The following is a 13,167-nucleotide window of genomic DNA, read 5'->3' as shown; positions in this document are numbered from 1 at the left end:
AGGGATGTACAGTATCCCGGAAATGCAGGAGCAATACTCCGCAAACACCTAAAGCGTCATCACCTTCAACAGATCCAGCGCACTGATTACCCCCTTCAGTGAGCGATCCCTGGTAACCATAACCCGGTGAATACGCCCTTTAACCATCGCTTCAGCGACGTGGATCAGCGGTGTATCCGGAGACACTTCAAACACCATCGGCGTCATAATATCATTGACCAGAACGGACTGATCCACCAGGTCATGAAAGGAGCGCTGATCTTCCGGTGACAGTGAATCATCGATCATGGCGCTGTAAAAATCATCATCCCGCCTGGCCAGATCAACCAGACCACTGCCTGCCTGCCGGACAATATCGGAAAATGACACAACGCCGATCAACTGTCCGGCATTATTCACCACCGGCGCACCGGAAATGGCCTTATCCGTCAAAAAGCGCGCCAGCCGATCCACTGACCAGTCAGAGGGAACAGTCATCACCTTCTGACACATGATTTGTTCAGCCGTCATGCTAACTAAGGGGTTGTCATTATTCATATCCCTGGCTCCCGGAAGAAACACTGTCGGGATCAGTATGACCTATTGCGGCAAAACACTATCTTGACCCAGATCAATATTCAGGATGAACAGAGAGTAACCGTCACTGTGCCATCACCCCCGTTTAAGCTGAAGCAGCTTATGGGAATGCCACTCCCCTTCCCACAGGTTCCTGACCTGTTTAAATCCGGCATCGTCTGACCATTGCTGAAACGTCTGCACCTTTTCAGGAAAGTCACAGTCTGTAATATGAGCACTCAATGCCTCCAACTCCCGAACTGACATGGCTGTCCAGTTGGAATGCATATAAGCCAGATAATTTGCAAGGTACCGCTGCCTGGATTCGCCGGGCTGTAAAAATACATCGTAGATAAACATCACCCCATGCTCACGAAGACAGCGATAAGCCATCTCCAGGCACCGTTTTTTGTCATCAAATGACAGATGATGGATACAAAACCCGGCGAGAATAATGTCAAACTGATCATCACAGGACGATAGAAAATCCATCATATCCTGACAGTCAAGCTGAAACGCAACATCTCTGCCGTTAAAACGCTCGGTCAAAACCTCAAGAGCCGCAGCAGAACTATCAACGCCCCGATACGCATTGACCGTCAGCTCCGGTAGCAGCTGGAAAAACACCTCGGCATCGCCACAACCCAGATCAAGAATATCCAAACCTTGCGGCAGCGGCTCTATCTGCCTGAGGATATTGTCAGCAATACTGTTGTGCCCCATATAGCCCTGGTCAACAACGGTTCGATAGGTACGCCACTGCTGGAAGAAATTGTCCATGCTGTTGGTCTTTTTAGCGCGGGTAATCAACCAAGCATAGACGAACACACAGCGGTTACGCCCCATTCAATAAGCGGTACAATCAGGCCAGACTAACAAAGGCATGGAGTGAATGCTTGCATGAAAACACTGGTTGTTTTTGCCCACCCGGTTCCTGAGAGTTACAACGCCAGCATCTTGCAGGTGGTGTCTGATGAGCTGCGGGCAAAATCATTTGAGGTACAAACGCTGGATCTCTATCAGGAAAATTTTGAGCCCAGAATGAGCACCGCCGAGCGAAGAACCTATAAGGACAGGGACAACACCACTACCGTAGAGAAATATGTGCACCAACTGCAATGGGCTGAAGCCCTGATCATGATCTATCCCACCTGGTGGATGGGACCACCGGCAATCCTGAAGGGCTGGCTGGATCGAGTCTGGCTTCCCTCTGTCGTGGCCGATTTTGGCCCGGATGGGGTAAAACCAAAGCTAACCAACCTGAAGAAGATTCTGATCATTACCACCCAGGGCGCATCCCGCTGGCGGATGGCCCTGATCGGTAACCCACCCCGAAAAATGATGAAACTGAGCCTGAAGGCCGTCACCCAATGCCGGGATATTGACTGGCTGACTCTGTACCGCATGGATAAGATTGCCAAACCCCGGTTAAGCCAGTTCCTGGACAGAGTCCGCCAGAAAATCAAACACTTTTAGTCATCCACCACTGACAGGGATGGCACGGCCGGGGCCTGCTGATGACGTAACCACAGTTTTGCCGTCATATGCCTGGCCATATCCCGGTAGATCATGGCGATCTGTGATTCTGGTTCAGAAACAACCGTAGGCGCGCCCTGGTCTGCCTGTTCACGAATCATCATGGAGAGGGGCAGGGAGCCCAAAAGGTCGATTTTAAACTGCTCAGCGATACGGCTCCCCCCACCTTCACCAAACAAATGCTCGGAATGGCCACAGTTTGAGCAGATATGAACCGCCATATTTTCCACCACGCCCAGAACCGGCACACCAACCTTGCGGAACATCTCCACACCTTTTCTGGCATCAATCAGCGCCAGATCCTGAGGTGTTGTCACCACCACACTGCCGGAAACCGGAATTTTCTGAGCCAGGGTTAATTGAATGTCACCGGTGCCCGGAGGCAGGTCAATCACCAGGTAATCCAGGTCATGCCACATCGTCTGAGTCAGCAACTGAATCAGCGCACCGCTGACCATGGGGCCACGCCATACCACAGGGGTATCTTCGGTCACCAGAAACGCCATGGACATCACCTGGATACCATGGGCCTCAATGGGCACGAAAAATTTCTCATTCTTCACATCCGGCCGGGTGCCATCGGCAATGCCAAACATCTGTCCCATACTCGGGCCATAGATATCGGCATCCAGAATACCCACCCGCGCACCTTCTGCCGCCAGGGCCAGGGCCAGGTTCGCTGCGGTGGTGGATTTACCCACCCCACCTTTACCGGAAGCCACGGCAATGATGTTCTTCACACCGGCCATGGTTTCCAGCTCACCCTGAACCGGTGCCGGATCCACTTGCCAGTTGACCGAAACATCCACCGACGCAACGCCATCGACATCTTCGATTTTACTGGCCAGCATCTGGGCCACCCCATGACACAGGCCTTTGGCCGGGTAACCCAGCACCAGTGAAGCGCTGACGTTGCCATTGTCAACGTTCAGGGATTCAAGACAGCCAGCATCCAGCAAATTGTTTTTCAGGTAAGGGTCCTGATAGCTGCGAATCGCCGCTTCAATATCGGCTCGGCTTGGATTCATGGCCACACTCCAGTCGGCGGGAAAATAATATTCGGTTTAATAAGGGTTTGAGGAGAGAAATTCAAGAGGCAGGCTTTTCGTACACGTCACCGCCGCAGGATTTACTGCAAATACAGTAGTCAGTCGATTCGCGGAGTTCAGGGCACCCTGCATTTCATCAGGGATGATTCAGTATCAGCCCTGGTCAAACACTTTCCTTAACCGATCCCGGGCTGATGCCCCATTATCCGGATCAATACCCTGGGAAATCATCGTTTCCCGCTGATGCTGTTGCGCCGCCTCTTCTGCCAGACGGGTGACTTCTTTACTGCGACTATCTTCAATCCCTTTCAGGATACTGGCCTCCAGATCTTCACCTTCCAGTACCCGGTTACAGAGTATTTCATAGTTTCGCTCAAATACCGGAAAAGCGATCCGTTGTTCCTCACTGCGCAGCATCATCCAACCGGTTTCACGGGCGGCAAGATAAACCGCAATATGCGACCATGGATATTCTCTGTGCTGTTGCGGGGCATAACAGGCCTCATAATAAGCCTGCAGGGGCTCTTTTAACCCCACTTCATCGTATCGCAGCTTGCACAGCTCACGGATATCACTGAGATCGGGAAAAAATTTAACGGTATCCAGCGCCTTTTTTGCCGCCATCAAAATACGACGGGGGCTGAATTCCTGCAGAGAGTTTTTCCAGACCCGCTTGGCACGGATGATATCTTCATGGGTTTGGAAAGCCCGCTTGAACTTCAGGGGATAGGCATCTTCCAGCAGCGTGAAAACCGCATTAATGGCATCAACATGATCGGCCCCGGAACGGGCCTGTTGCGTACCAGGGCCAGAGGCTGCCTGATCACAGGCCGCAGGCGCTTGTTGAGCGATGGACCGCTGATCACTCGCCGTCTTCGAACTGGAAGCCGTCGTCCCAGCTCCGGTCTGTAAGCTTTTCAGCTGTTGATCGATGAGATCTTTGCCCTGTTTCACTTTGATTCCGCTTCCACTGGTAAATGACGTGGGATTTGAACTTGTTCTGCCAGGCTTTTCGCGCCTCACCCGTCTCATGCCAGTACAACTTGAAATCAACCAGCTGGGTAGCAATAAATTCCAGGGGTATCCCCTGATGGGCCTGGAGAAACTCCAGAATTTCCCGGGATGGAGCAAAATCTTCCGGCAAGGGCTGAACCCGGGCACCCTCACGGATCACAGGCTGAGCCTGACCAAACACAGGATGCTCTTCCTGCTTGCGGGTATCCGGCTCGATTTCCCAGGGTAATGCGCCCGCATTGCGCCGGCGAATGTAATGTTTGTTCTCGTCAGTCATGTAATCAACAATACCTGCCTTCCCGTTTCTGGTCTAGCTTGATCAATGATATCACCCTGTTTGCCATACGGTTTCGTCAACACAGAAAAAGCGGCACAGGAATAACCATCGTCAGCCCGGACAGGGAAGTTTGCTGCTGAAGCCATGACATGGCAATGAGTAAAGGACACAAAAACCATCAGCACTGCCCCATGACCAATTAGCGCACTCGAACCAGAGTGCTTGTGAGGCCCGAAGGTCGCCTGATGAATGTAAGCCCATGTCTTGTTGACATTATTTTATCAACGATTGCCTCGAAACATAATTAAAAAATTCATGATACAAAACCATCTTTGTACGGCCGTAGATCACTAATATAATCATCAGTTGCAAAAATTAGCGCCTTGATTTCAAAAGAATTAAAAAATACGAATATTTATTTAGCGATAAAATAGTCAACTCAGGAAACTTTCAAAGGGTCTCAATGATCTGAAGAGGAGGTTTTTTAATCAGGAGAGTGAGAATGGACCTACAATACCCAGGTTCAGGTTACGATCATACAATCCACAGTCCCCGTGAGCAGAACCTTCCCCATTCGCCCACTGCGTCGTCCAGGGAAGAAGCAAAAACGCTTTACCACGGTATGAAGACTGCTAAATTCTCGCCTGATTCTGATACTCTGCAACTCGCTTCTCACCTGCATCCCTCAGGAGAGGAACATGCCAAACAGCTTCCGACCAGAAAGCGAACAATCCCGGATCAACACTCTCCGTCAGCTTTCACCCTGAACACCAATAAGGAGAGCAACAGCCAGTCGTTTTCTGCCCTTATCGCCAGGGCAGAAGAACAGGCTGAACGTTTAAGGATTTTATTAGAAGGACACACAGCGTCGCTGCCACGTTTAACCTCCACTAAACGGGAGCATCGTGCTGATCAGCCTCAATCCCCCCTCAGCAGCCACCCGCCCCAACAGGCCAGGGCAACTGAAATTAAACCGATACTCCAACAGAGCCTCAAAACACACATCACTGAACCGGACATCACTGGGCAGTCATCATCAGAAACACGGGCGGGACTCACCGTTCTGGATGATCCAGCTGCTGACTCAACATTTGAACAGCCTGATGTCGGCACTGTGGAAGCACCATCAGGCTCAACGGACAGCGCTTTACAAAACCAGCTCTCACAGGATGACCAACTTAGTACCTCCTCATCCGCATCTCCTACAGAAGGTGTCTATGAAATTCAGGAATATCCAGTTGATGTAGAGAAAGACCAGGGATCACCAGGAAGTGCCGTGGAGCAGTTTGTAACCACTCATGAGTTTTTCAATCAAGAACAGTATCAATCAGGGCCTGAAACCAGCGGCAGTAAAGATAGTGGTCATCTCGAAGATGAAGTCATAACCAGAGATTCTGCGAGTTATTTGCCGCCTATGGATATCAGAACCGGACCACCAGCAGCAGATCAGAATCCGATTACCCAAACCATAACGCACAGCCTTGAAAGTAAAGTGAGTGAGTTGGAAATCAGTGGGGCTGATAAAGAAGATGACGATGCAACCTCAATCGATGCAACAGCAATCAATGACAAACCTGAGAAAACGGGCACCCAACCGGATAAAGCCTCAGTTCTCCCATCGTTGAGTGATTCTGCCACAGAGACTGACAGTTTGGCTGAAGCCAAATTGAGCCCGAAAAATGAGGATGATATTCAGCTAACCTCCGAATCAGTGCAAAAAGAAAAGCCTGCCTACAAGACACTCACAATAAGTGTTATATCTGTGGCCACCCCCCACCTTAAACCAGCAAAAAAAACACCTGAAAGACTGGACACCAATCAAAACACCAGGGCTCAGGATACCGTAGTCCCAACAGCCAGAAAAAAGTCGGTTAGATGGGCCGCACCGGTGGAACAAAATCCCCCCTCCTCCGTTCAAACAGAAACACAAAAACCGCAGGCAGAACCATTGAGAACCGGGTCCGCATCCATTTCCAGCCCGGCAAAGCCTGTTATCGAAGCAAAAAAAGCAGCAACCGTGGGTACGCCATTGCCATTATCTGACGGACCTCGCACTCGCAGTATTAAAATCACCTACGAGTACCGAAGGCGACATTACGAAGTTTACAAACAGACGTTTTCGCCAGACACGGCCCTGGAAGTTATTCAACAACGTATGAATGCTGAAATCAGCAAATTTAAAAGCTCTGGGTACAAAAGTCAGTACCCCATACGGGCCGAAATCAGCTCTGTGATAAAAGATCTTCCTGATAGCAAAAGAACGATTTCAGTGGATTTGCCGGGGACCAGGCACGAAGAACATCAAGATTCTGCTGCTACTCCACCCTATGAGCAAAAAACAGCATCAATGCTTGATGAACTGAAAAACGCTGAAGCAGAGTCGGATTTTTACTAAACGTTGTTATTAAAGTAAAGGGACAGTTACGTACATCTGTCTTTTGCCACCCCGATGGTTATTTTCCTGAAATCTGATGTCAAAGGACTGATCAGATATTCAGGAACACCAATTAAGTAGTTAACCAGCTGGGAGGTAAATGATTATCGTCAACGATGGAACTTTTCACCAATAGGCTTTCCTCTGGACAGTTTGTATAATGCCGCATTCCCGTTTTTTATCCGACCATCAAGACAGAATCGCATGAGCCAACGCAAAATACTTGTCACCAGCGCCCTGCCCTATGCCAATGGCCCTTTGCACATGGGGCATCTGGTGGAATATATCCAGACTGATATCTGGGTTCGTTTCCAGAAACTGTCTGGCAACCAATGTACCTACGTTTGTGCTGATGATGCCCACGGCACCGCCATCAGCCTCCATGCGGAAAAACAGGGCATTTCACCGGAAGAGTCCGTAGCTCGCATTAACATCGAACGGATTCGCGATTTTGGCGAGTTTCATGTGGCGTTTGATAATTACCACTCCACCCACTCACAAGAGAACCGCAAGCTCTCAGAAGCGATTTACCTGACTCTGAAGGAAAAGGGCCATATTGTCAGTCGCAATATCATTCAGGCTTATGATCCTGAGAAACAGATGTTTCTGGCCGACCGTTACATCAAGGGTGACTGCCCGAAATGTGGTGCCTCTGATCAGTATGGCGACAACTGTGAAGCCTGTGGAGCGACCTACTCACCGGCAGAACTGAAAAACGCCCGGTCAGCCATTTCCGGTGCCGCTCCCGTTGACAAAGAGAGTGAGCATTTCTTCTTTAAACTCTCGGATTTTGCTGACTTCCTGAAGCAGTGGACCCGCTCTGGCACCATCTCCGAGGAAATTGCCAACAAACTGGCTGAGTGGCTGGATGCCGGCCTGCAGGACTGGGACATCTCCCGTGATGCGCCTTACTTCGGCTTTGAAATCCCCGGAGAAACCGGTAAATACTTCTATGTATGGCTGGATGCGCCCATTGGTTATATGGCGGCATTTGAAAACCTCTGCCAGCGCCGCGATGACCTGAACTTTGATGAGTACTGGCAGAAAGACAGCCAGTGCGAGGTACATCACTTTATTGGCAAAGATATTGTCAACTTCCACTGCCTGTTCTGGCCTGCCATGCTCCACGGTACCAACTATCGCACCCCAACCCGTGTGAATGTGCATGGCTATCTGACCATCAACGGTGAAAAGATGTCCAAGTCCCGTGGCACATTCATCACCGCCCGGACTTACCTGGAACACCTGGACCCTGAGTATCTGCGTTATTACTACGCCGCCAAACTCTCCAACCGTATCGATGACCTTGACCTGAATACCGATGACTTTATCCAACGGGTAAACTCGGATCTGGTGGGCAAGGTGGTCAATATTGCCAGCCGTAATGCCGGTTTTATCAATAAGCGCTTTGGCGGCAGGCTTTCTTCTGATAACAGTGCACCAGAACTCACTGCCGACTTCCAGGAAGCGGCACAGCGTATTGCCGTGCACTATGAAGGCCGCGAATTTGGCAAGGCGATGCGTGAGATCATGGCGCTGGCAGACAAAGCCAATGCCTGGATTGACGAAGTGAAGCCATGGGTGGTTGCCAAAGAACAGGGCAAGGACCAGGTTCTGCATGACATCTGCAGCACCGGCATCAACCTGTTCCGACTGCTGATGATCTACCTCAAGCCGGTACTGCCAGCCATGACGGTGAAAGCGGAGGCCTTCCTCAATGTTGCCCCTCTCACCTGGCAGGACAGCCAGACGCTGCTCCTGGATCACAACGTTAATAAATTTGAACCATTGATGACCCGTGTCGAAGCCGATAAAGTAGCGTCCATGATCGAAGCCAGTAAGGAGGTCCTGGCCCAGATGGAATCATCCAATAAGCCAGCAGAAACGTCTTCTGTTTCTTCTGAATGGTTAGAGAAAGATCCTGTTGCTGACGAAATCACCTTTGATGACTTCGCCAGGGTCGATCTGCGTATCGCCAGAATTGTCAACGCCGAACTGGTGGAAGGGGCGGGCAAGCTGCTGCGTCTGACTCTGGATATTGGCGAACCCGAGCCTCGCAATGTCTTTGCCGGCATCAAGTCTGCCTATGCACCAGAAGCCCTAGTGGGCAAACATACGGTTATGGTGGCCAATCTGGCTCCACGTAAAATGAAGTTTGGTGTGAGCGAAGGCATGGTATTGGCCGCAGGCCCCGGCGGTAAGGATCTGTGGATTCTTGAGCCTCACGAAGGTGCCCAGCCTGGCATGCGTGTGATGTAATCGTCCTCAGCCGTAGAAATAGAGCGTAGCCCGACAGCTGCGCTCTGACGTCTATATCATCGGGCTTATTACTGAAAGCACCGTTGGTATAATTGATCCTTCCCTGAACAATGATGTTTAGCGAGCCGGTATGAACTGGCCATACCCTCTGACTTTACCCAGTTCCGGAGCCAGATTTTCATCATCAACGGCAATTTTGCCTTCAATCATGACGTACTGCACAAGACCCGGGCTTCGGTTAACCAATCGGCGAATATCAAAGTTTTCCATTTCTGCCCAGTGGACTTGTTCCGGGTCCTGCCCGAATGCTTCAGGGTCAATTACCACGATATCCGCTTGATCTCCTTTTCTTATCCGCCCTGCGTCGATTCCAAACCACTGAGCCTGATCCCCGGTAAATCGGTAAAACTTCAGTCTTTTTGTCCAGCCAGCACGCTGACCGAAAACAGATCGGTAGGTTCTCAAACATCAGCGCATCGAAAGCCAGTCATTTTCCCGGTTGCATCCGACAAGGTGATCTCAGCAAATGAAACTGAACCCGATCCTACCAACACGGTCACACTGATTACCACGAACTTTTTCTTCAGAAATCTGTCTTAAAAATTTGCTGTTTGACATTCAACAACATACCCAATCACAAACTTAAAGGAATAAGAGTATGCAGAGCCCTAAAATAACAGCGAACAATGTCGGTGCAGCTTTCGAATTGCAGACTTACGGTAGCAATTCCGGCAACACTTACCTCCTGTTACATGTCTTCCAGGTCCACGAAGACCGTTACCGTTTTTTTGCTGGCAAGTCAATCAACGATAAACTCCACAAAGTTCCGGTAACCTTTTCCAGGGCTGACACCTGTCATATTCCTTTACAAAACACCCTCACCCAGTTTCATGTACGTCCGATCGAAGATATTAAATCCCTGTTCCCTCCGGAAGACTCAAAGCCACCGCACGAGTTAAATCACGCCATTAACAAGGATCACCCATACGCCACACCATGGAAGGTTTAAAGATGAATACCAATAATAAAGTTGGCCAACCTAATGACTATAACGCTTTAGCTTTTGAGAACGTAACTCCTCAAAAAAGACTGGCAAATTCTACATGCGATCCTCTACCTCTACAGCCCCGTAAAATCGCTAAAATGACAACAGAAACTGAGGTTTTGCCCGTCAAAAATGAGCAGTTACTTAAGACCAATGATTCGACAGAAAATGGCACCAGACATGGTGTCACCATTGTTCCTGCCCGGGACTGCTTTCCATTACTGGCCATGCCAAGTGAACCTTTATTACGGATTTTGGGTTATTTATCACACAGAGATATTGTGGCGATAGAACAAACCTGTCTGGATTTAAGGAACTTAGCCGCCAGGCTTCTGAACGTCAGGAGCCAGGCATGGTACGCACAGTTCGAGACATCACAACAGCAGCAATTCACACAGATCGCTAAAAACATCAGTCAACATAAACTGAAAGCCTGGCTTATGCAGTTTACCCGGGATGAAGTGCTGGTCAGCCGTCTTTGCAGCCAGCTGGCCGGGGAGGAGACAGACGACCTTGAGGCCTGCAACCCGGAAAAGATAACATCGTTCCCTCAACGCCTGTTTTACCGGGTGGCTAAACTCATGGTTGACTGTCCAGTCTTTAACCCGGTTTTAGTATCAGACATTCAGTGCAAGTCCTTTAAATCTGACCTATCCCTACTTACTCCCAATGATGTCAGCTACCTGGTAACCAACTGTGATAGTGCCAATTGCTGTGCAAAAATTCATGTCCTTTCAGCGAAGAACCTTGACCACAGGGAGATCTCCATTCATCGCTGGGGCTGCGTCAGGGTGGTCCCCCTCAGCGCTGATAAACGCCATATAATGAGCCGCTGCGGCGACCAGGCGGTAAAAATCTCCAGCCGTACTGCCACTGACTGCTGGGCAGAGCAACTCTCCGTTGCCCATGAAAAGGAGATCTGGTCGGCCACCTTCAGCCCCGATAGCCGCCATGCAGTGACGGCCAGCGCCGATAAAAGTGCACAAATCTGCTCAGTGGATCAAACTGGCTGCTGGGCATTAATAGCGAGGATTACCCATGAGGGTGTTGTTAATTCAGCTGAATTCAGCCCTGATAGCCGCCTGATAGTGACTGCCAGTGATGATCACACCGTAAAAATCCATGAGTTTGCAAACGGCACATGGCTGACAAGAACCACCCTGAACCATGATGGCAGGGTGTTCTCAGCCAGGTTCAGCCCGGATGGCAACCATATCATCACCGTCAGCCATAATCAGAATGACGGCCAGACAGCAACGATTTACAGCGTTAATGCCGATGGCCGTTGGACAAAAACAGCCGACATCATCCACTCAGAAAAGATTTGGACAGCTTTCTTCAGCCCTGACAGCAAACATGTCGTGACGGCCAGTAGCGATCATACCTGTAAAATCTTCAGTTGTGACATCGGCAACAATTGGCAGTTTAAAGCGGTTATTCACCATACCCGGCAGGTTAGCTCCGCCCGCTTTAGTCCCAATAGTCTCCTGATAATAACAGCCAGTGATGATTGCTCGGCAAAAATCTACGAGTTTGATGTAGACCACAGGAGTTGGTCACAGCAATGTTCCATTACCCATAAATGTCAAATCACCTACACCCAATTCAGCGCTGATAGCTGCCGAATTTTGACCCTGTCCGGAAACAACTCACCAACACACAGCGTCAATCACCAAGCCAGAATCGACTCTCGTAATGCCTGTGGCCAGTGGTTGCAAATCGGCAATATTGTACCAGAAAGCGAGGCTCATTCAGGCCAGTTTAACCACGATGGCTCCCATGTTGCCATCTGTGACTCTAGCGGCAAAGCTCTGATCATTGGCATTGAGGCTGATCGCAAAGAGCTACAGGTAAAAGCCTCCCTGCACCACTCATACCGGCTCGGCCTGGCAGAATTCAATGCCAACAGCAGCCATATCGTCACCATAAGCCGTGATGCCACGCAATTTAAAGTCTGGTGCCTGTACGGTAAGGATTTAGCGCCACCGTTGCCCTCGAAACTTACCTGTTTACCGTTGCCGCCTCCATGCAAAAAAAGTCCGCACGCTGATCCACAGTTGAATGGTTAGGGACTGTCTGAGCATAGTGCCCGTAGCAAGGTGGCATTCATTACAGGGCTTATTTGCTATTCTTCCGGGTCAGTCGATCACACTGAATCGATTTCATCCTGAGTCAGGTAGCGCCACTCCCCGGGCCTCAGGGATAAATCAAGGGCAATATCCCCAACCTGTTCACGATGCAGGCTCATCACTTTATTGCCAATGGCCGCAAACATACGCTTAACCTGATGATATTTACCCTCAGTAATGGTCAACAATACCTCTGAGGATGCAAGAACTTCCAGTAAAGCAGGCTTGGTCGGTGCTTTCTCACCTTTCAACTCAATACCGCTGGCAAATCGCTCAATCAGTTCTGCAGTCTTATCTTCTGGCAGAGGGTCGGCTAATTGCACGCGATAGCGCTTGCCACACACTTTTACGGGCGAGGTCAATCGATGGGACCATTGCCCATCATCGGTAATCAGTACCAGCCCTGTCGTATCTGCATCCAGACGGCCAGCGATATGGAGTGAATAAGCCTTGGGAATATCCAGCAAAGAGAGAACCGATGGGTAGACCTCATCCACATTGGAACAGAGCGTATCTTCGGGTTTGTTGAGCATGATATAGCGCAGCCCGCGAGCTTTAACCAGCTCTCCCAGCAAACGGACTTCACAGGTATCCGGTACCTTGAAGGCACTGTTTTTCACCACAATGCCATCGCAGGTCACTTCACCCCGGTGCAAACACTTTTTGGCATTGGCACGTGAGAGTTCGGTACTTTCGCAGAGGTATTTATCTAAACGCATTCGGGGAAGACTATGCCTGAAAAGCGGGATGGTAATATCAAAGGAGCGTTATAGCCAGTAACAATGCAGGGAGTTGGGTAACTGAACCCCCATTGCTTCAGCCACCGCAAACCACTCACTATTTATGAATTTTCACATATTGGCTTTTCA

12 protein-coding genes are annotated in these 13,167 nt (G+C 49.9%); 5 read left to right on the top strand and 7 right to left on the bottom strand.

Annotated features, from left to right (window positions below):
* Window positions 1–48: 48 nt before the first annotated feature.
* Both J7438_RS04800 and J7438_RS04795 read right to left on the bottom strand, forming a co-directional pair.
* Entirely contained in the window at window positions 49–537 is a 489-nt protein-coding gene (locus J7438_RS04800; protein WP_209199839.1) for a CBS domain-containing protein, read from the bottom strand.
* A gap of 114 nt (window positions 538–651) precedes the next feature.
* Window positions 652–1,383 carry a class I SAM-dependent methyltransferase gene (locus J7438_RS04795; RefSeq protein ID WP_209275641.1) on the bottom strand — a complete coding sequence of 244 codons (732 nt, stop codon included), beginning with the start codon at window positions 1,381–1,383 and terminating at the stop codon, window positions 652–654.
* Window positions 1,384–1,455: 72 nt separating this feature from the next.
* Between J7438_RS04795 and J7438_RS04790 the strand changes: the two genes are divergently transcribed.
* On the top strand, window positions 1,456–2,031 hold the full coding sequence (locus J7438_RS04790; RefSeq protein ID WP_209275640.1) for an NAD(P)H-dependent oxidoreductase: 576 nt from the start codon (window positions 1,456–1,458) through the stop codon (window positions 2,029–2,031).
* On the opposite strand, the gene apbC is transcribed toward J7438_RS04790, so the two are convergent.
* The 3 genes from apbC to J7438_RS04775 all read right to left on the bottom strand — a co-directional run bounded on the left by apbC (window position 2,028) and on the right by J7438_RS04775 (window position 4,431).
* Window positions 2,028–3,119 (bottom strand): iron-sulfur cluster carrier protein ApbC, encoded by a 1,092-nt coding sequence (apbC, locus tag J7438_RS04785; RefSeq protein ID WP_209275639.1) that lies wholly within the window; start codon window positions 3,117–3,119, stop codon window positions 2,028–2,030. The genes J7438_RS04790 and apbC overlap by 4 nt on opposite strands.
* A 174-nt stretch (window positions 3,120–3,293) precedes the next feature.
* Complete coding sequence (locus tag J7438_RS04780; protein WP_209275638.1) at window positions 3,294–4,094, bottom strand: replication protein P; 801 nt, start codon at window positions 4,092–4,094, stop codon at window positions 3,294–3,296.
* Complete coding sequence (locus tag J7438_RS04775) at window positions 4,003–4,431, bottom strand: DnaT-like ssDNA-binding domain-containing protein (protein ID WP_209199844.1); 429 nt, start codon at window positions 4,429–4,431, stop codon at window positions 4,003–4,005. The genes J7438_RS04780 and J7438_RS04775 overlap by 92 nt, the downstream gene beginning before the upstream one ends.
* A gap of 502 nt (window positions 4,432–4,933) precedes the next feature.
* Between J7438_RS04775 and J7438_RS04770 the strand changes: the two genes are divergently transcribed.
* The gene (locus J7438_RS04770; RefSeq protein ID WP_209275637.1) at window positions 4,934–6,826 is read left to right on the top strand and encodes a hypothetical protein; all 1,893 of its coding nucleotides are present in this window, start codon (window positions 4,934–4,936) and stop codon (window positions 6,824–6,826) included.
* 243 nt (window positions 6,827–7,069) lie between these two features.
* Window positions 7,070–9,124, top strand: coding sequence for a methionine--tRNA ligase (gene metG, locus J7438_RS04765; RefSeq protein WP_209275636.1), 2,055 nt, complete (start codon window positions 7,070–7,072; stop codon window positions 9,122–9,124).
* Between the two features lie 117 nt (window positions 9,125–9,241).
* Here the strand turns inward: metG and J7438_RS04760 are convergent, their stop codons facing one another.
* The gene (locus tag J7438_RS04760) at window positions 9,242–9,589 is read right to left on the bottom strand and encodes an amidohydrolase family protein (RefSeq protein ID WP_209275635.1); all 348 of its coding nucleotides are present in this window, start codon (window positions 9,587–9,589) and stop codon (window positions 9,242–9,244) included.
* 193 nt (window positions 9,590–9,782) lie between these two features.
* On the opposite strand from J7438_RS04760, the gene J7438_RS04755 reads away from it, so the two are divergent.
* Window positions 9,783–10,133 (top strand): hypothetical protein, encoded by a 351-nt coding sequence (locus J7438_RS04755; RefSeq protein WP_209275634.1) that lies wholly within the window; start codon window positions 9,783–9,785, stop codon window positions 10,131–10,133.
* Between the two features lie 155 nt (window positions 10,134–10,288).
* Complete coding sequence (locus tag J7438_RS04750; RefSeq protein ID WP_209275633.1) at window positions 10,289–12,238, top strand: F-box/WD repeat-containing protein; 1,950 nt, start codon at window positions 10,289–10,291, stop codon at window positions 12,236–12,238.
* Between the two features lie 77 nt (window positions 12,239–12,315).
* Here the strand turns inward: J7438_RS04750 and rsuA are convergent, their stop codons facing one another.
* Window positions 12,316–13,017 carry a 16S rRNA pseudouridine(516) synthase RsuA gene (gene rsuA, locus J7438_RS04745; protein WP_209275632.1) on the bottom strand — a complete coding sequence of 234 codons (702 nt, stop codon included), beginning with the start codon at window positions 13,015–13,017 and terminating at the stop codon, window positions 12,316–12,318.
* Between the last annotated feature and the right edge of the window lie 150 nt (window positions 13,018–13,167).

It is taken from the genome of Thalassotalea sp. G20_0, from assembly GCF_017744175.1.
Classification (GTDB): Bacteria; Pseudomonadota; Gammaproteobacteria; order Pseudomonadales; family Endozoicomonadaceae; genus Endozoicomonas.
Note: the sequence above shows the minus strand (reverse complement) of the source record. Positions and strands in the feature narration are given on the sequence as shown.

Coding starts and splice junctions, on each gene's coding strand:
- metG (WP_209275636.1), top strand. CDS start 7,070: ATGAGCCAACGCAAAATACTTGTCACCAGCGCCCTGCCCTATGCCAAT.
- J7438_RS04800 (WP_209199839.1), bottom strand. CDS start 537: ATGAATAATGACAACCCCTTAGTTAGCATGACGGCTGAACAAATCATG.
- J7438_RS04775 (WP_209199844.1), bottom strand. CDS start 4,431: ATGACTGACGAGAACAAACATTACATTCGCCGGCGCAATGCGGGCGCA.
- apbC (WP_209275639.1), bottom strand. CDS start 3,119: ATGAATCCAAGCCGAGCCGATATTGAAGCGGCGATTCGCAGCTATCAG.
- J7438_RS04755 (WP_209275634.1), top strand. CDS start 9,783: ATGCAGAGCCCTAAAATAACAGCGAACAATGTCGGTGCAGCTTTCGAA.
- J7438_RS04770 (WP_209275637.1), top strand. CDS start 4,934: ATGGACCTACAATACCCAGGTTCAGGTTACGATCATACAATCCACAGT.
- rsuA (WP_209275632.1), bottom strand. CDS start 13,017: ATGCGTTTAGATAAATACCTCTGCGAAAGTACCGAACTCTCACGTGCC.
- J7438_RS04790 (WP_209275640.1), top strand. CDS start 1,456: ATGAAAACACTGGTTGTTTTTGCCCACCCGGTTCCTGAGAGTTACAAC.